Source organism: Actinomadura sp. NPDC049753, assembly GCF_040674655.1.
Taxonomy (GTDB): Bacteria; Actinomycetota; Actinomycetes; order Streptosporangiales; family Streptosporangiaceae; genus Spirillospora; species Spirillospora verrucosospora.
On record NZ_JBFARL010000012.1, the window covers coordinates 1 to 18,788 of the forward strand.

Here is an 18,788-nt window from a genome sequence, read left to right on the forward strand (position 1 = left end):
CGAACACCTCGTGCCCCGCATCGACCAGACGAGGCACCAGCTCCTTGCCCATCGCTCCGGTCGCTCCTGCCACCAGCACCTTCATCGTCGGCTCCCTTCCTGTCCGGTCCGGGTTCGCCACCTGAACCGGATGGCCCGTCAATTGCTGACAGAAGTCGAACGTGACCTGTGTCACGCCGTGAGCAGAGGCGGCTATGAAGGAGACGCTGCCGGGGTGGCTGGACGGGTTCGGAAACTCACGGGCGAAGACGTTCCGGGTTGGCCACCGGACCGCCAGGCCAAGGGTGAGCGCATCCTCTAGAAGTCGGTTGCCGAATAACCCGCCCACCGCGATCCACCCGCCCGGTTCACACGGTCTGGCGTCCCGGATCGGACCGCGAGTCGGCCCCTGGTGCGGCTCCCGGTTCGGGACTCCGGCCTCGACCGTGAAGGCGGCACCTGCAGCCGCGAGTTCTTCACCGAGCCCGAGGCCGCGGTCCTGGCCATCGACCCGAACGGCTGACCGGCACGGCTTCCGGTCCGCGCCCGCGCCAGCACTGGTTGGTCGCGGCGCACAGGGCGACGGCCTGCGCGGGGGCGGGTTCTTCGCCACGCCGGCGGGCAACCGGTGAGCCGGGGTCAGAGGTTCACGCGGTAGACGGTCGGCGGGCGGCCCGTGCGGCCCTGCTGCTGGCTGCCGGTCGGCGTGGCGATCCCGGCTCGTTCCAGGCGCTTGAGGACGCGCCTCGCCGTGCGCTGCTGCACGTCCAGGTGCTCGGCGACGTCGTGCGCGGTCAGGCCGTCCGGCCGGTCGGCGACCAGCTCGCGCAGCCGGACCAGCGTCTGGGCGTTGAGGCCGACGCGGCGGGCCAGCAGCGGCAGGCTCTCGACGCCGCGTTCGGCCGGGGGCTCGTCGCCGTCGGCGGGCTCGATCACGATGTCGACGTCATCGGCCATCGCGACCACGCCCACCGAGGCGCCGATCGCCTCGGCCCTGCCGAGGGCCCGCCTGGCCAGGGACTCCGCCTCCGCCGCCGTGCGGCCGATGCCGAAGCCGACGTGCACGGTCGGGTGCCGGGCGGCGAGCCGGTCGAGGAGCGGCAGCCGGGTGAACTGCTCGGTGGCCTGCTCCAGGAGGCCGCGCGTGGTCACCATCAGGTGGCGCCCGCCGGGCAGCGGCGCCAGGCTGCCGCCCAGCGTCACCACGTCGGCCGCCAGGGTGTCGTCCGGGCCGGGAAGCTCGATCAGGCCCAGCGCGACCTGGGCGTCGCCGACCTGCTGCCCGACAGCGGTCAGGATGAGGGCCTGGATGGTGGAACGGATCGAGAAGCGCGACGGGGCCAGCCGCACTGTGTGCATCAGGGGCTCCAGCACGTTGTAGGCGGAGCCCAGGCAGGTGATGGCCACCCGGGTGTCGTGCCGGTCGCGCGCGTTGCGGTGGAACGCGACGATGTCCTCGGACGTGAGGCCGGGCTTGTAGGGCAGCACCTGGACCTGGTCGGTCGGCAGCTTGGCCTCGGTGAGGGTCTCCAGCACCTCGGCGCGGCGGAGCGTGTCGACCGATACGCGCGTCACGTCGTGGCCCAGACGCAGGAGCTCCACCAGTGCCCGAAGCAGTGTCGCGCCGTCGTAGGAGACGTACATCGAGGGCCGCGTCAGCACGCCCGCGGCGGTGGCCAGGGTGTACGGGACCACGCCGGTGAACAGGAACGCGTCGACCTCTTCGGGGGCGGTCGCGACGACCTCCACGGCCTCGCCCTCGTGCCGGTAGGCGAGGCCGGTCATGACGGCGCCGCCCATCTCGGTGCCCACCGCGACGGCGCGGTGGACCAGGTCTTCGGGACCCACGACCCCGATCGTGATGGGCACTCTCGGCTCCTTATTTAGGTCCAGCCCTCAACCGGTTAGGTTAGTGCACCGCCGTCGGGCTTCGTCACTTCCAGGCTCGGCCTCTTGACGGACTTCCCAGGGTGAAATAACTTTCGGCCCAGACCGAAAATAGGCGGGCGTGAGGACGGGGAGAGGCATGGGCACGGACGGCGAGCGGTTCCCCGATGCGCTGGGTCCGAGCGGCCGGACGATCGGAGACGAGGAGCGCCGGGCGGTGCTGCGCGTCCTCGACAGCGCCGTGCTGTGCAGCACCTTCGGCACCGAGGCGCGCGCCCTCGAAGCCGAGATGGCCGCGCTGTACGGCCGCCGCGCTGCGATCGCGTCGAGTTCGGGCACGGCGGCGCTGCACCTGGCCGTCGCGGCGGTCCGCCTCGACCCCGGGGACGAGGTCATCACCACCCCCATCTCCGACTTCGGAACCGTCGCGCCGATCCTCGCGCAGAACGGGGTGCCCGTCTTCGCCGACGTCGATCCGGCCACCGGCAACCTGGACCCCGCCGCGGTCGAGGCGGCGGTCACGCCGCGCACCCGGGCGATCATCGCGGTGCACCTCTTCGGCGCGCCCGCCGACCTCGCAGGGCTCCGCGCGGTCGCCGACCGGCACGGCCTGCTCCTCATCGAGGACTGCGCGCAGGCCTGGCTCGGCACCACCCCCGAGGGCGGCCTGCTCGGCACGGTCGGCGACATCGCGTGCTTCAGCCTCCAGCAGTACAAGCACATCACCGCGGGCGACGGCGGTCTGTGCTGCACCGATGACGACGAGCTGGCCCGGCGCATGCGGCTGTTCATGGACAAGGGCTGGGACCGGACGATCGGCCGGCTGCACCTGTCGCTCGGCCTCAACTACCGCATGACCGAGCTCGTGGCCGCGGTGGCGCGCGCCCAGCTCGCCAAGGCCGCCGGGGTCGTGGCCCGCCGCGCCGAACGGGCCGGGCAGCTCCTGTCCTCGCTCCGGGACCTGACCGGAATCGGCCTTCCCGATCCAGCGGGGCACGCCTGGTGGCTGTTCCCGTTCACGGTGCCGGACGACCCGGGCAACCGCGCCTGGGCGGAGGAGCTCGCCGCGGAGGGCGCCCCGGCGGTCGCCGGTTATCTGGAGCGCCCCCTGTACGCCAATCCGGCGCTCGCGGCCGAGCCCGTCTACGGCTCCTCGCGCTTCCCGCTGGAGGGCCGGTCGTATCCGGCCGGGCTCTGCCCGAGCGCGGAGCGGCTCATCGACCGGACGCTGGTCGTCCTGCACTGGAACGAGGGCTACACGGCCGACCACGTGGAGGCCATCGCCCGCGCGGTGCGCCGCGTGCACGCCCGGCTCGCGTAAAAGGCGGGCCCGTTCGCCGGGCTCCGCGGGCACGATCGACACGTCCCCGGCGGCAGAGCGGCCGGCCGTCCGGCGGGAGACGGGCGGCAGGGCGCTCACCGCGCCTCCCGCCGCCCGTTCCCGCCCCGGCTCCCGCTGATCAATGCGCCGCGGTGGCGCGCAGGTCCTCCAGGCAGGCGATCACCCGGTCGCGTTCCGAGGGCGGAAGCGCGGGGCCGTACGGGTCGTGCGCCGCGGCCTCGGGGATGAGCCCCTCCCAGACGGCCGCCCACAGCATGCGCTGCACGTATCCCTCGATCGGCGCGTAGAACGTCGCCGCCGCGAACCGGTCGAGCCGGTCGGAGGCCTCGACGAACGCCGCGTGGTCACGTCCCGTCCATGCTCGCAGCACGCGTGCGCTCAGCTCGGCCCGTGCCGCGGCGATGCCGACGAGCGCGGTGTCGGCGCCCCACATGAACGAGGGGCCGTACATGCGGTCCTCTCCGGTGATGGAGAGCTTGCCGGTGCCGCGGCCCGCCCAGATCGCCTCCTGGCATCCGATGGCGCTGTCGAGCGTCGCCGTCTTCACGCCGAGCATCTCGGGGAGCGCCAGCAGGTCGCGGATCAACTCGGGCGGGTACGGGTAGCCGCCCGCCTCCGCGTGCAGGTAGAACCCGACGAGCGGCAGTCCGCTCTCGGCGGCCACCCGCTGGTGCAGCCGCACGGCCTGGTCGTGCCCGTCGGGCTCCTCGCGGAGCGCGGCCAGCGGGTAAACCATCACGGCGTCCGCACCGAGCTCCGCCGCCCGCACCGCCATCGCCACCGTCGCGTCCGAGGCCGCGGCCAGGGTCGGAGCGGAGACCGACCGCGGCACGCCGACGCCTGCCACGATCGGCGCCGCGGTGGCCAGCCGCCACGTCGTCAGCACCCTGGCGCGGTCGTCGGCGGAGAGGTGGAGCCCGCGCCCGGTGTGGGCCCACACGGCCACGCCGCCGATCGGTTCCGCGGCGATCCGGTCGGCGTACGCCGCGAGGGCGTCGTGGTCCACGACGCCCTGCCGGTCCATCGGGGTCACCACGGCGGGCAGGAGGGTGCCGCGCAGCCGGTCGACGAGGGCGTGCATCGTCGGGTCTCCGTTCCGGGTCACAGGTCGTGGCCGAGGCCGGGGGCGGTCGGGACGTCCACCCATCCGTCGACGGCGGTGAACACCGAGGGCGCGAGCGGTTCCTCCCGCACCAGCAGCGGCCCCACCAGGTCCGCGGGCACGGTGGCGCCCGGCAGCGCGGAGGCCAGGTGCAGCGCGGCCAGCGTCGCCACGCCCAGCTCCGGCATGGAACCGACCTTGACCGCCAGCCCGGCCGCCTCCGCGATGGCCGCGATCCGCAGGGCGGGGTGCAGCCCGCCCACCTTGAGGATCTTGATGTTGAGCACGTCGGCGGCGCCGCGCCGGACGATCTCCAGCGCGTCCTGCGGCGACTGCATGCTCTCGTCCACCATCACCGGGACGTCCAGGCGCTCGCGGAGCCGGGCCAGCCCCACCAGGTCCCAGTGCGGCAGCGGCTGCTCCAGCAGGGAGAGCCCGGCGTCGGCCATCCTGGCCAGCGCGGGCAGCGCCGAGAGGTCGTAGCCCTCGTTGGCGTCCAGGCACAACTCGGCGTCGGCGGGCAGCGCGGCCCGGACGGTGCGCACGAGGTCGAGGTCGCGCTCGGGGTCGTGACCGCCCTTGACCTTGATGTGCCGGAACCCGCGCCCGGCGTAGTCCGCGGCCTCCGCCGCCATCTCGTCCGGCGTGCCGAGCCCGACCACCCAGGCGATCGGGACGCGTTCGCGCACCCGGCCGCCGAGCAGCGCGGTGACCGGCCATCCGGCGAGCCGCCCGGCCAGGTCGTGCAGCGCGATGTCGAGGGCGGCCTTGGCGACGTGCTGGCCGCGCAGCGCGACGTCCATCGCGACATGCGCCCCGGCCCGGTCGAGGGGATCGAGGCCGATCAGGGCGGGGCTCAGGTGCTCCTCGACGGCCGCGGCGACGCCCGCCAGCGTCTCGCCCGTGTAGGCGGTCATCGGCGAGGTCTCGCCGACGCCGATCGCTCCGTCCGCCGTCTCCACCTCCGCCACCAGGCTGATCAGCTCCGTGCTGACCCCGCTGCTGATCTGGAACGGGCGGCGGTAGGGGGCCCGGACGACGCGCGTGCGGATCGCGGTGATCGGGCCCCCGGTCGCGGACGGGCGCTCGCCGGGCCGGGGGAGGGCGACGCTCAAGGCTGACTCCTCTGCTGGGGTCGCAATGAGAGGACAAATGATTTACGGTCTAGACCGTAAGTAGCGTGCTCGGTGGATGTCAATGCCACCGACGACTGGAGGGCGGCCCCATGCGCCTCGGCCTGTATCTGAACCTGTACGGTGACGCGGCGGACCGCCCGTCCCTGGACGACGCCGTCGAGCAGGCGCGGCTCGCCGAACAGGCCGGCTTCGAGTGGGTCGTGCTGGGCGAGCGCCACCTGCACCGGCCCGGCTATCACGAGATCCTCACCTCGCTGACCTGGATCGCGGCGCACACCGAGCGCATCGGGCTGGCCACCGCCGGGATCGTCGCGCCGTTCTACCACCCGGTCGTGCTGGCCCAGACGCTCGCGCACATCGACGTGCTGTCGGGCGGCCGGCTGACGGCCGGGTTCGTGCTCGGCTACCGGCCGGAGGAGTTCGCCCTCTTCGGCGTCGCCCAGCGCGAGCGGGTCGCCCGTTTCGAGGAGTGCGTGGAGCTCCTCACCCGGCTGTGGACGGAGGACAAGGTGACGTTCGACGGGAGGTTCACGCAGGTCGAGGAGGCGTTCCTCGCCCCGCGTCCCGTCCAGGGGCCGCGCCCGAGGCTCTGGAACGGCGGCCGGGTCCCGGCCGTGCTGGAGCGGACGGCGCGCATGTGCGACGGCTGGACGACCTCGTTCAACGAGCTCGACGCCGACCTCCCCGGCAAGATCGAGGAGTACCGCGCGTACGAGCGGGGCCCCGGCACGCTCGGCGCCGAGGTCATCGTCTGCCGCGAGGGCTACTGCGCGCCGACGTCGCAGGAGGCGCGCGAGGCGCTGGAGGCCCCGCTGCGCGACCTGTACGACGCGTACACGGGCTGGAAGCGCACGTCCTCGGACGCGGGCCGCTACGCGCAGGGCTGGGACGAGATCGCCGACCGGAGCGTGATCGGCTCGCCCGGCCGGTGCGCGGAGCGGCTGGCGCACTACGCGGCGATGGGGGCCGACGGGGTCGTGCTGCGCGTCCAGCCGCCCGGGATGCCGCAGGCGGACGCCCTTCGCGCCATCGAGGCTTTCGGTCACGTCATTTCCGGCTGAGTCCGAAACTCGCGCCTGACCTTGGCCGCGGCGGACACGATGTCGGCGAGCGCGTCGTCGTCCGCCATCAGCAGGTTCTGCCGGAGCCAGACGACCGAGTCCTCGGCGGCCTCGGCCGCCGGGCAGGAAGCCTCGCCCGCGTACGGGCGGAGGGCGGCCTCGCGGGACAGCGACCGGTATCCGGCGTCCAGCGGGACGCCCTCGGCCGCCATCGCCGCGATGAAGTCGGCCTTGGGCCGACCGCCGAACTCCGCCCGCGCGTAGCGCACGATGCCGAGGTGCCTGCTGTGCCGCGTCGTCCCGTCCGGTCCCGGCAGCAGGCTCAGCCCGCCGACCGCCGCGAGTTCTTCGGCCAGGTACGCGGCGGCGCGCTCGCGGGCGGCCACCTGCCCGTCGAGCAGCGCGAGCTGGGGAGCCAGCACGGCCGCCTGGAACTCCGTCATGCGCAGGTTCCAGCCGATCCCGGGATGTTCGTACCAGCCGCCGCCGAGCCGCCGTCCGACGTTGTGCAGCGACCAGAGCCGCTCGTACAGCGCCCGGTCGCCGGTCACGACGATGCCGCCCTCCCCGGCGGTCATCGCCTTGCTCGACTGGAAGCTGAAACAGGCCACGGCGCCGAGCGACCCGGCCGGTCGCCCGTGCCGTGCGGCGCCGTGCGCCTGCGCCGCGTCCTCCACGAGCGGGATCCCGAACGCCTCCAGGTTCTCGGTGTCGGCGGGAGCGCCGGCCAGGTGCACGGGCATGATCGCCCTGGTGCGCGCTGTGATCGCGCGTTCCACCGCCGCCGGGTCCAGATGCAGCGTGTCCGGGGTGACATCGGCGAGAACGGGCCGGGCGCCCGCGAGAACCACCGAGGTCGCGCTGGCCACGAACGTGTAGGCGGGCACGATCACCTCGTCGCCGGGGCCGACGCCGAGAGCGCGCAGCGCGAGGAAGAGGCCGACTGTGCCGTTCACCGCGCAGACGCCGTACTCCGTGCCCGCGGAGGCGGCGAACGCCGTCGCGAACTCGGTGACCTTGGTCCCGTCCGTCGCGCCCCACGCACCGCCGTCCAGCACCTCCAGCAGCAGCGCGCGCTGCTCGGGGGTGGCGGGCGGCGGCCAGGCGGGCCAGCCGGAGGTGCGGACGGGTGTACCGCCGTGGAGGGCCAGCCTCATCGTGCTCCTTCCAGAAGCCGGGTCATCGTGCCGAAGAGGAGCCGGTCGCGGTCGGCCGGGTCGAGCGGTGCCAGCACCACGCGTCCGAGGCCGACGCGCAGATCGAGGAAGAGCGCGTCCGAGCCGAACACCATGCGGTCCGCGCCGACGTCCGCCACCAGCCGCGCCAGATGCCGGGCGGTCATCCGCGAGCCGCAGATCTCCAGCACCACGTTCGGGCACCGTCGCGCGACGTCCGCCGCGGCGGCGAAGCCGGAGGGCCACAGCCCGGCGTGGCCCATCAGCAGCGGGACGGCCGGATGCCGTCCGGCGACGGTCGCGAAGCGCGCCGGGTCGGACCAGGGCGAGCCGTACTCGCCGTGCGACAGCACGATCGCGCCGGTCGCGGCGGCGACGGCGAACGCGGGCTCGTAGCCGGGGCCGTCGAGCGGGTGCCCGTGCGTCTCCGGATGCAGCTTCACCCCGATCATGCCGGGTTCGTCGAGGAGGTCGCGCACCCGCCCGGGAGCCTCCGGGTCGTGCGGATCGTAGACGGCGTAACCGAGGAACCGGCCGGGCCACCGGACGAGTTCCGCGAGCAGGAGGGCATTGCCCGCGCGGGCGTCCGGGCCGACGCCCAGCAGATGCGAGACGCACATCGCGGCCACCCCGCAGCGGTCCATCTGCGCGACCAGGCTCTCGGCCGAGGTGTCGGGGATGGCGAAGTTGAACCAGCCGCCGAGGTGGCCGTGGGCGTCGACGACCCTGCCGCGCCAGGCGTCCGGATCGTTCATCGGCCGTCACGACCGGGCCCGAGCAGGGCACGCGCGTTGCCGCCGGCGATCAGCGCGACGTCGGCGTCGGGCAGGTCGAGATGGTCCAGTTGGAAGCGCGGCCCGGCGTCGTCACTGGCCGGCGCGCCCGTGCCGAACCACACGCGGTGCGCGCCGTAACGGCGGACGAGCCACTCGACACTCTGATGTCCGTTCAGCGTCGCCGTGTCGACGCTGATCCCGGTGTGGGCGTCCATCAGGTCGGCCAGCTCCCGCAGGCTCCGGTAACCGGTGTCGATGAGGATGAGGCGCAGCCGGGGGCAGCGCGTCGCGAGCCGGTGGATCTCCTCGAACGTGGCCGAATTCCAGCCCAGCAGCACTGCCGTGCCCTGATCGGACAGGTCGCCGGCCAGCGCCAGTCCGTGGGGGCCGGTGAGCGCGAAGCGGTGCTCGGCCGGGCAGAGCCGCACCAGCCGCGCCGCGGTGCCGCCGGTGCCGAGCGGTCCCGGCACGAGGACGGGCACCTGCACGAGCCGGTCGGACACCGTCCGCGGCTGGCGGGAGGTCGGGTCGTAGAAAAGCGCGTGGGAATGCACGACGCACGCCAGGTCGATGCGGAGCCGGTCGAGTTCGGCGACCAGGCCCTGCTCGTCCACGCTCGCCACGTCGTCCCCGGGGATCGGGCCGAGTACCCGGTCGATGTCGATGACCATCGGCGGTCAGCCCTTGAGACCCGTCATCGCGATGCTGTCGGTGAGGTAGCGCTGGAGCAGGCCGAAGACCAGGAGGCTCGGCACCACCGTGATGGTCGCGCCCGCCATGACCTGGTTGATCGGCACGTTCTCGCTCTGCAGGGTCGCCAGCCCGACGGTGAGCGTCTGCATCTCACCGGACTGCCCGATGACCAGCGGCCACAGAAAGTCGTTCCAGTGCCAGAGGAAGACGAAGACGCCGAGGGTGGCGAGCGCGGGCCGCACCAGCGGCAGGACGATCGTGGTGAAGATCCGCCACTCCGAGGCGCCGTCCATCTCGGCGGCCTCGAAGAGCTCGTCGGGGAGCTGCACGATGAACTGCCGCATCAGGAAGATCGCCTGCACGTTGGCCAGCGTCGGCACGATCATGCCCCAGTAGGTGTCCACGCCGCCCAGCCGCGAGACCAGGATGTAGGACGGGATGAGCGTGGCCTGGAACGGCACCATCAGAGTGGCGAGCAGCGCCCAGAAGACCGCGTCACGGCCCGGGAAGCGCTTCTTGGCGAACGCGTAGCCCGCCATGGACGCGAACAGCAGGATCAGCACGACCGACACGAACGAGAAGACCAGCGAGTTGAGCGTCCAGCGCGGGACGTCGGAGCTGGACAGCACATGCTCGAAGTTCGCCAGGGTGATCCTTTCCGGCAGCAGCGCGTCCGGGAAGGTCTGCCCGCTCTCGGGGGCGAACGCGACGAGCACCATGGCGGCGAACGGGGTGATGGTGACGATCGCGGTGAGCACCAGCAGCACCGGCAGCGTGAGCCGCCCGGTGCGCGCCGCGGTGCGGGACGAGGCCATGGCGGTCAGTCCTCCTTGCCGAGGAGCCGGCGCTGGACGAGCGAGACGCCCAGCACGAAAACGAAGATCACCAGCCCGATCGCGCTCGCGTAGCCGAAGTCGAAGAACTTGAAGCCCGAGTCGTAGAGCATGTAGACGAGGGAGTAGCTGGAGCGCACCGGGCCGCCGCCGGTCATCACGTACATCGCGTCGAAGACCTGGAACGCGCTGATGGTCTCGATCACCATCACGAAGAACAGCACCGGCCGCAGCAGCGGAAGGGTGATGTGCCGGAACCGCTGCCACGGCCCGGCCCCGTCGATCATGGCCGCCTCGGTGAAGGACCGCGGGATCGCCTGCAGCCCGGCGAGCAGGATCAGCATCGAGTAGCCGAAGCCCTTCCACGCCGAGGTGAGCGCGATCGAGGGAAGGACCAGTCCGCCGCGCCCGAGGAAGTCGACCGGACCGAGCGAGGCGAGCCCGAGCAGCCCGTTGACCAGCCCGTCCTCGGCGTCGTAGATCCACTTCCAGATCACGGCGGCGAGCACGATGCTGGTGACGTACGGCAGGAAGAAGATCCCGCGGAACAGCCCGCGCCGCCAGACCACCCGGTGCAGCATCGCCGCGGTGCCCAGCGACATCAGCACGGTCAGCGGCACGAAGATCACCACGTACAGCAGCGTGACCGTGAGGCTCTCGCGGAACAGCTCGTCGCCGCCGAGCCGGGTGTAGTTCTCGATCCCGACGAACGTCCACTCGCCGTTCAGCCGGTAGTCGGTCAGCGACAGGAAGACCGCCCCGAGCACCGGCCCGAACCTGAACACCACGAACAGCAGGAGCATCGGGGCCGCGAAGAGCAGTCCGGCCCGGGCCTGCCGGTGCCGCCGGGCCCGCCCGGCTCCGCCCGGCGGCGACGTGCCGCTCGCCGCCGGGGCCCTCCCGGCGTCGCCGCCTGGGGGAGAGGCGACGGGAGCCGCGCTGGACATGGGCACAGACGCCTCCACGAGTCCGTGGACCGGGCCGCCGCAGCCGCCCGGACCTGACCGTTCGTTCGCGTTCATCTTCGGTCGGCTATCGCTGCCTCGCCAGCAGGTCGTCCGCCTGCTTCGCGGCGTCCTCCAGCGCCTGCTTCGGCGTCTTCTTGCCGGTGAGCGCGGCCTGGATCTCGGTGCGCAGCAGCGCCATGACCTGCCGGGCGGCCGGGTTGGCGTCCCCCGGGTAGGTGTACTGCAGGGCCTCGGCGAACTTGGCGGCGCGCGGGTTGGGCGGCGGCACCTTCACGTCGGTGCGCGGGGACAGGAAGCCCGACGCGGTGCCGAGGCTGGTGATCTGCTTCGGGTCGATCATGAACTTGAGGAACTTCTCGGCCGCCGCGGTGTGCTTGGACCTGGCGTTGACGGCCAGGCCGCCGGGGATGCCGAAGCCGACGCGCTTCCTGCCCTCCAGCGGCAGGCCGACGACGACGTTCTCCTGGCCCCAGGTCTTCGCGGCGATCTCGGCGTCGGCCGGCACGTTCATCAGACCGGCGGCCACCTGCTGCTTGCCGAGCGCCTGGTCGGCGACCACGTTCTTGTTGGTGAGCGCGCTCTTCGGTATCGCGCCCTCCTTGTAGAGGTCGGTGAGGAACGTGAGCGCCTCCAGTCCCTCGGGGCTGTTGAAGGCCGCCTTCTTGCCGTCCGGGGTGAAGACGCTGCCGCCCGCCTGCCACAGCAGCGGGTAGAAGTTCATGTTGAGCGAGGCCTCGGAGGACGCCGAGTAGTCGAGCGTGGCGTAACCCTTGGCCTTCAGCTTCGGCGCGGCCGCCCTGATCTCGTCCCACGTCTGCGGCGGCGTGGTGATGCCCGCCTTCGCCAGCAGCTTCCTGTTGAAGATCATGCTGGTCACGGTGTGGTAGATGGGGACGGCGTAGAGCTTGCCGTCCACGCTGAGCGCGCTGAGAGCGTTGGGCAGGAAGGCGCTCTTGGCGGCGGCCACCGCGTCGTCGACCGGCGCGAGCGTGCCGTTGGCGACGTACTGGGGGACCTGGTCGGGGCCGAGCAGGACGACGTCGGGGCCCTTGCCGCCGGACAGCGCGGTGGCGACCTTGGTGTCGCGCCCGTCCCACGGCTGGAGTTCGATCTTGAGGTCGGTGCCGGAGTGGGCGGCCTCGAAGTCCGTTTCGATCTTCTTCCAGTACGCGTTGTTCGCCTGGACGTCGGTGATGACCGGATACATCCAGAGGGTCAGCGACTTGTCGGAGCCTCCGGAGCCGCCGCAGGCGGCGGTGAGCCCGGTGGCCAGCGTGAGCAGGGTGATCGACGCCGTGAGGCGGCTGCGACTGATCTTCATCGGGACGGGACCCCTTAGTTCGAGGTGACGCGGGGGGCAGGGGGCGGAGTGAGGGCAATAACGGTCTAGGCCGAAAGTAACCGTGCTGGATTTCGGGTGTCAATGCCTGCGAGTGATCCGGAACATCTCCGCGCCGCCACCGGAATCCGATGGTCCGCCGCCGCACGTCGGACACCGTCGGTGTGGATGAGCCACCGGGCACGCCGATCCGGGCGTGACCGGGGCGAGCTCGCAGATCTCGCCGCCGGCCGGGCGCGCGGACGAGACCGCGCGCGCGGTTGCGGCCATGCCGGGTGCCGGGGACCTTCCGGCGTCCGGATCGAGGGTGTACGGGCTCGTGCTGGCGACTCCACCGCTTTCGGTCAGGGCCGATGACGACCGAGCCGCTCGCGGTACCACGCCGCACATGCCCTTCAGGCGCGCGGCGGTGCGCGGCAGTGCCCGAGAGGGCGCGGCGGTGCGCGGCGGCGTCCGCCGGGCCTGGCGGGCCGCGGCGGCGTCCGCCGGGCTTGGCGGTGCGCGGCGGCGTCCGGCACGGCGTTCATCGGGAGCCGCGGCGAAGCTCTAGGGCAGGCGTGGGGAAAGGTCTTCCGGATCGCCCTGGACGCCGTCCGCGTTCCGAGAGCGGGGTGACGGCAGGCCGAACAGCTCGGCGGCGTTGCGCCAGGCGATCCTTTCGGCCACCTCGTCGGAGAGGCCGGCGGCCGCGACCGCGCCGAACGCCGAGGCCGGGTCGATGAGCGTCGAGTCGGTGCCGAAGAGAAGTTGCCGGGGAGCGACGGCCGCCGCCACCTCGGCGAACCGCCCGGCCGGGGCCTGCGACCAGCACGGTTCGAGGTAGACCCGGTCGCAGCCGTTCGCCGCCTCGATCGCGTGGCGGTACCCGTCCGCGCCCATGTGGCCCGCGATCACCTTCAGACCCGGGGTCTGCGCGCAGAGCGCGGCGAGGTCGAGCACCGACGTCCCCCACGTGTGCACGAGCGCCGGGCAGTCGAGCGAGGCGAGCAGGGCGAGGGCGTCGCGCATCTGCGGCGAGGTCACCGGCGACCCGGTGTAGTCGGTGTGGATCTTCGCGCCGACGAACCGCCCGGTGGGCAGGTAGGCGGCGAGGTCCTTCTCGGCGTCGGCGAGCCGCCGCGGGTTGACCGTCACGTACCCGTAGAGCCGGTCGGCCGTCTCCAGCACCTGCGCCAGCGCGCGGTTGCCGCGCGGCGCGTCGTAGATGACGGCCTCGGTCGCCGACACGATCGCGAGGTCGATGCCGTAGCGGTCCATGGCCCGCAGGCTCAGGCCGGTCACGTCCATGGTGAAGAACCACGGGCCCCAGTGGGCGTGCACGTCGATGATCACGAGGCGGCTCCGGGGGCGAGTCCGAGGAGGCGGCGGGCGGTGCCGCCCGCGACGGCGGCGACGCCGTCGGCGTCGAGCCCGCCGGTCGCCAGGCGCAGCAGCGGCACGGTCGTCTCGGTGTGCGGCGTGCGCGAGCCGAACACCAGCCGGTCCGCGCCGAGGTGGGCGGCGACGGTCTCCAGTGCGTCGGGGGAGTTGAGGAGGCGGGTGGAGGTGTGGAACCCGGGCTCGTCGGCCGCCGCCACCAGGAAGTCGCCCAGGTGGTAGAAGTGCGTGTCGAGGAAGACGACGGTGGCCCCGAGGCCGCCGAACGGCCGCCAGAACCGCCGCACGTCGCCCCCCGTGAGAATGGCGAGTCCGTGCCCGGCGGCGCGCTCGGCGACGTGCCGGACGGACGGGAATCCGGCCTCGACGTTCTGCTCGTCGGGGAAGAACCGCACGGCCCGCACCGCCGCGGCGGCCAGCCGGTCGATCTCCGCCGCGGCCCCGATCGGGTCGCGCAGGTCGACGGCGCCGACCGGCACCACCTCGGGACGCTCGGCCGCCAGGGCGAGGACCTCGTCGTTGCCCGAGGCCATGTCGAACAGCGCGGCGCGCAGGCTCGCCACCGCCGCACCCGTGATCCGGTGCGCGGCCAGCGTGCCGAGGACCGCCTCGGGCGCGCCGGACGGGCCGTCCCGATCCGGATGGGCGCCGATGAGGACGTCGAGATCGAGCGTGACGGTGAGCTCACCGATCAAGCGTTCCGTCGAGAATGCCGTCATCGAACCCCCTCTTTCCGATATCGGTCATGACCCTAAGCGGGGGTCTTCTTGGGAGCAAGGGCGTGAAGCCGTTGACGAGCATCGGCACCTCTGATTACGGTCCAGGCCATAAGTCTACTGAGGAGGTACGGCATGCACCCCAGCCGTTCCCGCCGCCGGGCCCGGGCCGTGATCGTCTCTGCCCTCCTGGCCGCAACCGCGATCCAGCCCGCCCCCGGGGCCCTCGCGGCGACCGCCTCGCCGGCGTCCTGCTCGGCGCCGGGCTACACGACGTTCGGCCCCGCATCGCTGACCGGCGCGATCGTCGGGGCCACGGTGCACGACGGCAGGGCGTACGTCGTCACCCGCGGACTGAAGCCGCCGCTGCTCGCCGAGATCGACCTCGCCACCAGGAAGGTGGTCCGCGAGGTCCGGCTGCCCGACGCGCCCGCCGCCGGGGAGGCCGAGGGGGCCTGGGCCACCACCGTGTCCGGCGGCAAGATCTACATCGGCACCTACCCGGTGCCCGACCTCTACAGCTTCGACCCGGCGACGGGCGAGGTGAAGCACCTGCGCTCGTTCGGCCGCAACGGCGGCTTCGTCTGGAGCCTGGCCACCGCGCCCGACGGCACGATCTACGCGGGCACCTACCCCGACGGCAAGGTCTGGGAGTACGCGCCCGCGACCGGCGCCGTGCGCGACTTCGGCGTGCTCGCCGCGGGCGAACGCTACGTCCGCGCCGTCGCGGCGGACGCCGACAACGTCTACGCGGGGCTGCTCGACAAGGGCAGGCTGGTCGCGATCCGGCGGTCGGACGGCTCCGTGCGCGAGTTGGCGCAGGGCACCACCGGGATCGGCGCGGTGGCCGAGCACGGCGACCGCGTGCTCGCCGCGAGCGGCACGACGCTCTTCGACGTGCGCAAGGACGGCACCGATCCGCGCTCGGTCGACCTCGGCGGCGTCACCCTCGACACCATCGCCTTCGGCGCCGACGGCACGGCCTACCTGGCGTCCCGGCCCAACGGCACCGTCTACCGCTACCGCACCGGCGACGCCTCGCCGACCGAGCTCGGCACGCCGCGGCTCGGCGAGGAGACGCGCAGGCTGGTACCGGACGGCGACCGGCTCACCGGCTTCGCCGGCAGCGGCGGCATGTGGACGATGGACCTCACCACGAAGGCCGTCACCTACACCGACCTCATCGAGGCCGGCCTGACGACCGGCTCGGAACGGCCCCAGTCGATCCTGCTCGACCCGGGCCGACGTGAGCTCTACGTCGGCGGGCACTACGCGGTGACCGTACGGGACCTGCGCACGGGCGGGCAGCGGCGGCTGTGGGTGCCGGGCGAGCCGAAGGCGATGGTCCGGCGCGGCGGCAAGGTGTACGCCGCGATCTATCCGAGCGGGCAGATCATCGAACTGGACCCGGGCACCGGCCGGATCCGGAGCCTCGGCTACCTCGGGCAGGGGCAGCAGCGCCCGTGGGACCTGGAGTACGACCCCCGCACCGACAAGCTGCTCGTCGCGACGGCGCCGCTCGGCGCCAACCTCAAGGGCGCGCTGTCGGTGGTCGATCCGGACACCGGCGACAAGCAGGTGTACGTGGACGTCATCCCCGACCAGGCTCTGATGAGCCTCTCCCTCGACTCCGCCAACGGTGTCGTCTACCTGGGGGGCGACGTGCTCGGCGGGGGAGGAACGCCCCCTGTCAGGACCTCCGCGTCGGTCGCCGCGTTCGACCTCGCCACCCGCAAGGTCCTCTGGCAGGTCGACCCCGTCCCGGGCTACCGGACGTTCCAGGACGTCAAGGTGCACGACGGCGTCCTGTACGGGGTCTACAAGCGCACCGCGAGCTGGTTCGCGATGGACCTCGCCACCCGGACGGTCACGCACAAGGGCGCGCTGCCCGGATACGGCGAGATCGAAGTGCATCGCGGACGGGTGTTCACCTCGACCTACTTCGGCGGGGGCAACGTCCACGTGCTGGGCACCGAGGCCAAGCTCGTCGCGACCGGCCTCGGCGACGAGTGGTACACCGACCCGCAGCTGGCCTTCGAGCCCGGCTCGTGGGACGCCTGGGCTCTGATCGGCCGCGACCTGGCACGGATCAGGCTCGATCCCCGGTGCCCCGCACTGACGGTCCCCGCCCAGGTCACTCCGTGATCGCGATGCGGACCAGATCGCGGCCCTTCACCCCGTAGAGCGCGCGGCGCGAGGGGTCGAGGGCGAGCTTGGGCTCGCCGCCGAACCACTCGCCCGCCAGTCCGCCGGCGATGGTCCTGACGGTGAGGGCGGCCAGGTCGATCTTGTAGACGGCCTGGCCGTCCGTCGTGTACGCGCTGCGGCCCACGATGTGCAGGTCGGAACCGCGCGCGCCGACCTTCACAGTGCGGGTCACCTTCCTGAGGCGCAGGTCGAACTCGAAGAGCACCCCGGTGTCGGTGACGCCGTAGACGGCCCTCTCGGTGTGCGCGACACCGGGGACGACCTTCGCCCCGGGCACCGGCTCCACCTGCCAGAGGAGCCTGCGGCGCCGCAGGTCGTACGCGGCGAGCCGCGCGGTCGTCGTCACGGGCGGCAGGCCGAGCCCCTCCTGGATGTTGGTGCCGATGTAGGCGACGCCCCGCCGGCACGTCACCGCGTAGAGGCTCTGCCGCTCGACCACCGGCCGGTGCGTCTCGAACCGTCCGGTGCGCGGCGAGTAGAGCGACAGCGCCCCGTTGACGTGCCCCGGCTCCGGCTGCGTCGTCATCGCGATCAGCCCCGTCGCCGGGTCGTACGCCAGGTCGCGCGGCCGGTCCTGCTGGTTGCCCGTCTTGGCGAGCAGGGTCGCCTCGGCGTCGCCCGGCCGGTGCGAGTAGAGCAGCCCCTGGGTGTAGACGCCGAGGTAGGTGCGGTCGCGCACGGTCAGCGCGGTCTTGGGCTCCCCGGGGATGCCCAGCCGCGTGCGGGTGCCGGCGGCGAGGTCGTGGACGTCGGCGCCGCCCTTGCCGCCCACATAGACGCGCCTGCCGTCGGAATGCACCGACATCGGCTGCTCCGGCGCGGCCCTGAACCCGCGCTGGACGAGGTTGACGTAGTCGAGCGTCTTGGTGGCGGGGTCGAACACCAGGACGGCGCCGTCCTGCACCCCGTACACCTTCCCTTCGTGCGCGAGCAGCCGGTGCGTGGCGGCCTCGGGTTGCGCGACGCCGAGCGTCTCCACCTCGCCGCCGTCGAGCGCGCAGCGGTAGAGCGCGCCCGAGGGGCGCCCGGTGAAGTAGACGAAGCCGTCGTGGAGGAGCACGGACGGGACGTACTTCTCGGACGTGGTGATGACGCGGTGGTCGGCGGGGTCGCCCTTGGACATCACCAGGACCTCGCCGTTGGACGAGATCCCGCCCGCGATGTGCGTGCCGGAGACGTCGAGGCTGGCCACGAAGTCGCGTCCCGCGAGCGCGGCCGGGAGGATGTCGCGCTTCGCGCCGGTGGCGCGGTCGATCGTCACGAGGTGGGCGTGCGCGCCGACGCCCGCGTAGACCGTGGTCTCGTCGGCGGCGATGCTGCGCACGTACGCCTCGCCCTCGACCGTGACGCCGAGGTCGCGGCTCGTACCGCTCGCCGGGTCGTACTCCACCACGCGGCCCGGCTCGGAGATGGCCAGGAAGACCTTGCCGTCGGGGGACGCGGCGAGGTTCCAGATGAAGTGGTAGGAGTACGCGCCCACCTTGGACGCCGAACCGGTCAGGGTGTCGAGGCGGTAGAGGTCGGACTGGCTGTGCGTGCCCACGTAGACGTCCGTGCCGACCTTGCACATGGCCCAGACGCCGATACCGGTCGGGATGTCGACGTGGGCGGTGACGGAGTCCTCGGCCAGGTCGTACGCGCCGACGACGTTGGGGGACAGCCCGCGGGTGCCGGCGTAGAGGACCCCGTTCACGAACTCGCCGTTGCCGAGCGGGGTGGTGACGCTGGCCGGGCCGAGGTCGGTGACGGTCCCCTCCACCTCGTCCGGGGGCCGTTCCGAGGCGCTTGCGAGTCCGGAGGACAGGAGGGGCGTACCGCCCGCGACGGCGGCCGTCGCGGCCGTCTGGAGGAACTGGCGACGCTGGATCACGAGAAGAACCTTTCGGTCAGGACCGGAAGTCTCTCCTCACACTAGCGTCCAAGCTCCTTTCGGTCAGGACCCAAATGGCATGGGCGGACTCAGGCTGTGGCCCGCACCAGCTCGTTGACCTCCGGAAGGACGGCGTCGGCGACCTGGACCGGACGCTCGATCAGGCCGTTGGCGTGGAACAGGTCGGCGGCGTGCTGTTGCTCCGCGACGAAACCGTCGGCCACCGGCAGCAGGCCCCACGGACGGGTGCGCAGCGCGTGCTCCCACGCGTTGAGGTCCCGTCCGCCGAGGGCCCAGGCAACTCCCTACTGGAAGACCAACTCATG

General features: G+C 72.6%; 16 protein-coding genes. 3 read left to right on the top strand and 13 right to left on the bottom strand.

What is annotated here, in order from left to right:
- Positions 1-618: 618 nt before the first annotated feature.
- Positions 619-1,848, bottom strand: coding sequence for a helix-turn-helix domain-containing protein (locus AB0K37_RS05335; RefSeq protein WP_363975134.1), 1,230 nt, complete (start codon positions 1,846-1,848; stop codon positions 619-621).
- 139 nt (positions 1,849-1,987) lie between these two features.
- Here AB0K37_RS05335 and AB0K37_RS05340 point away from each other — a divergent pair, with 139 nt between their 5' ends.
- On the top strand, positions 1,988-3,187 hold the full coding sequence (locus AB0K37_RS05340) for a DegT/DnrJ/EryC1/StrS family aminotransferase (RefSeq protein WP_363975137.1): 1,200 nt from the start codon (positions 1,988-1,990) through the stop codon (positions 3,185-3,187).
- Between the two features lie 139 nt (positions 3,188-3,326).
- On the opposite strand, the gene AB0K37_RS05345 is transcribed toward AB0K37_RS05340, so the two are convergent.
- Together AB0K37_RS05345 and AB0K37_RS05350 are read right to left on the bottom strand one after the other, a co-directional pair.
- Complete coding sequence (locus tag AB0K37_RS05345) at positions 3,327-4,289, bottom strand: dihydrodipicolinate synthase family protein (protein WP_363975140.1); 963 nt, start codon at positions 4,287-4,289, stop codon at positions 3,327-3,329.
- A 20-nt stretch (positions 4,290-4,309) separates the two neighbouring features.
- Positions 4,310-5,425 (bottom strand): dipeptide epimerase, encoded by a 1,116-nt coding sequence (locus tag AB0K37_RS05350; protein ID WP_363975143.1) that lies wholly within the window; start codon positions 5,423-5,425, stop codon positions 4,310-4,312.
- 110 nt (positions 5,426-5,535) lie between these two features.
- On the opposite strand from AB0K37_RS05350, the gene AB0K37_RS05355 reads away from it, so the two are divergent.
- Positions 5,536-6,507, top strand: a complete 972-nt coding sequence (locus AB0K37_RS05355) for an LLM class flavin-dependent oxidoreductase (RefSeq protein WP_363975146.1) — start codon at positions 5,536-5,538, stop codon at positions 6,505-6,507.
- Here AB0K37_RS05355 and AB0K37_RS05360 read toward each other — a convergent pair.
- The 8 genes from AB0K37_RS05360 to AB0K37_RS05395 form a co-directional block, all read right to left on the bottom strand.
- A complete protein-coding gene (locus tag AB0K37_RS05360) occupies positions 6,489-7,664 on the bottom strand; it encodes a DegT/DnrJ/EryC1/StrS family aminotransferase (RefSeq protein ID WP_363975149.1) in 1,176 nt (391 codons plus the stop codon). The two genes, AB0K37_RS05355 and AB0K37_RS05360, sit on opposite strands and share 19 nt — an antisense overlap.
- Positions 7,661-8,437 carry an amidohydrolase family protein gene (locus AB0K37_RS05365; RefSeq protein ID WP_363975152.1) on the bottom strand — a complete coding sequence of 259 codons (777 nt, stop codon included), beginning with the start codon at positions 8,435-8,437 and terminating at the stop codon, positions 7,661-7,663. Before AB0K37_RS05365 ends, AB0K37_RS05360 begins: the two co-directional genes overlap by 4 nt.
- Entirely contained in the window at positions 8,434-9,129 is a 696-nt protein-coding gene (locus AB0K37_RS05370) for an amidohydrolase family protein (protein ID WP_363975155.1), read from the bottom strand. Before AB0K37_RS05370 ends, AB0K37_RS05365 begins: the two co-directional genes overlap by 4 nt.
- A gap of 6 nt (positions 9,130-9,135) precedes the next feature.
- Positions 9,136-9,966: a carbohydrate ABC transporter permease gene (locus tag AB0K37_RS05375; RefSeq protein ID WP_363975158.1), complete on the bottom strand. Its 831-nt coding sequence runs from the start codon at positions 9,964-9,966 to the stop codon at positions 9,136-9,138.
- 5 nt (positions 9,967-9,971) lie between these two features.
- On the bottom strand, positions 9,972-10,931 hold the full coding sequence (locus AB0K37_RS05380; protein WP_363975161.1) for a sugar ABC transporter permease: 960 nt from the start codon (positions 10,929-10,931) through the stop codon (positions 9,972-9,974).
- Between the two features lie 85 nt (positions 10,932-11,016).
- Complete coding sequence (locus AB0K37_RS05385; RefSeq protein ID WP_363975164.1) at positions 11,017-12,273, bottom strand: sugar ABC transporter substrate-binding protein; 1,257 nt, start codon at positions 12,271-12,273, stop codon at positions 11,017-11,019.
- Between the two features lie 564 nt (positions 12,274-12,837).
- Positions 12,838-13,623 (bottom strand): amidohydrolase family protein, encoded by a 786-nt coding sequence (locus tag AB0K37_RS05390; protein WP_363975167.1) that lies wholly within the window; start codon positions 13,621-13,623, stop codon positions 12,838-12,840.
- On the bottom strand, positions 13,620-14,387 hold the full coding sequence (locus tag AB0K37_RS05395) for a hypothetical protein (protein WP_363975170.1): 768 nt from the start codon (positions 14,385-14,387) through the stop codon (positions 13,620-13,622). Before AB0K37_RS05395 ends, AB0K37_RS05390 begins: the two co-directional genes overlap by 4 nt.
- A gap of 132 nt (positions 14,388-14,519) precedes the next feature.
- Here AB0K37_RS05395 and AB0K37_RS05400 point away from each other — a divergent pair, with 132 nt between their 5' ends.
- Entirely contained in the window at positions 14,520-16,529 is a 2,010-nt protein-coding gene (locus AB0K37_RS05400) for a PQQ-binding-like beta-propeller repeat protein (protein ID WP_363975173.1), read from the top strand.
- Here the strand turns inward: AB0K37_RS05400 and AB0K37_RS05405 are convergent.
- The gene (locus AB0K37_RS05405; RefSeq protein ID WP_363975176.1) at positions 16,519-18,462 is read right to left on the bottom strand and encodes a hypothetical protein; all 1,944 of its coding nucleotides are present in this window, start codon (positions 18,460-18,462) and stop codon (positions 16,519-16,521) included. The genes AB0K37_RS05400 and AB0K37_RS05405 overlap by 11 nt on opposite strands.
- A gap of 89 nt (positions 18,463-18,551) precedes the next feature.
- On the bottom strand, positions 18,552-18,686 hold the full coding sequence (locus tag AB0K37_RS05410) for a hypothetical protein (RefSeq protein WP_363975179.1): 135 nt from the start codon (positions 18,684-18,686) through the stop codon (positions 18,552-18,554).
- Between the last annotated feature and the right edge of the window lie 102 nt (positions 18,687-18,788).

Bases quoted from the DNA above. Each gene is read 5' to 3' on its own strand.
- AB0K37_RS05370 (WP_363975155.1), bottom strand. From the start codon at position 9,129: ATGGTCATCGACATCGACCGGGTACTCGGCCCGATCCCCGGGGACGAC.
- AB0K37_RS05380 (WP_363975161.1), bottom strand. From the start codon at position 10,931: ATGTCCAGCGCGGCTCCCGTCGCCTCTCCCCCAGGCGGCGACGCCGGG.
- AB0K37_RS05345 (WP_363975140.1), bottom strand. From the start codon at position 4,289: ATGCACGCCCTCGTCGACCGGCTGCGCGGCACCCTCCTGCCCGCCGTG.
- AB0K37_RS05360 (WP_363975149.1), bottom strand. From the start codon at position 7,664: ATGAGGCTGGCCCTCCACGGCGGTACACCCGTCCGCACCTCCGGCTGG.
- AB0K37_RS05365 (WP_363975152.1), bottom strand. From the start codon at position 8,437: ATGAACGATCCGGACGCCTGGCGCGGCAGGGTCGTCGACGCCCACGGC.
- AB0K37_RS05400 (WP_363975173.1), top strand. From the start codon at position 14,520: ATGCACCCCAGCCGTTCCCGCCGCCGGGCCCGGGCCGTGATCGTCTCT.
- AB0K37_RS05355 (WP_363975146.1), top strand. From the start codon at position 5,536: ATGCGCCTCGGCCTGTATCTGAACCTGTACGGTGACGCGGCGGACCGC.
- AB0K37_RS05395 (WP_363975170.1), bottom strand. From the start codon at position 14,387: ATGACGGCATTCTCGACGGAACGCTTGATCGGTGAGCTCACCGTCACG.
- AB0K37_RS05385 (WP_363975164.1), bottom strand. From the start codon at position 12,273: ATGAAGATCAGTCGCAGCCGCCTCACGGCGTCGATCACCCTGCTCACG.
- AB0K37_RS05375 (WP_363975158.1), bottom strand. From the start codon at position 9,966: ATGGCCTCGTCCCGCACCGCGGCGCGCACCGGGCGGCTCACGCTGCCG.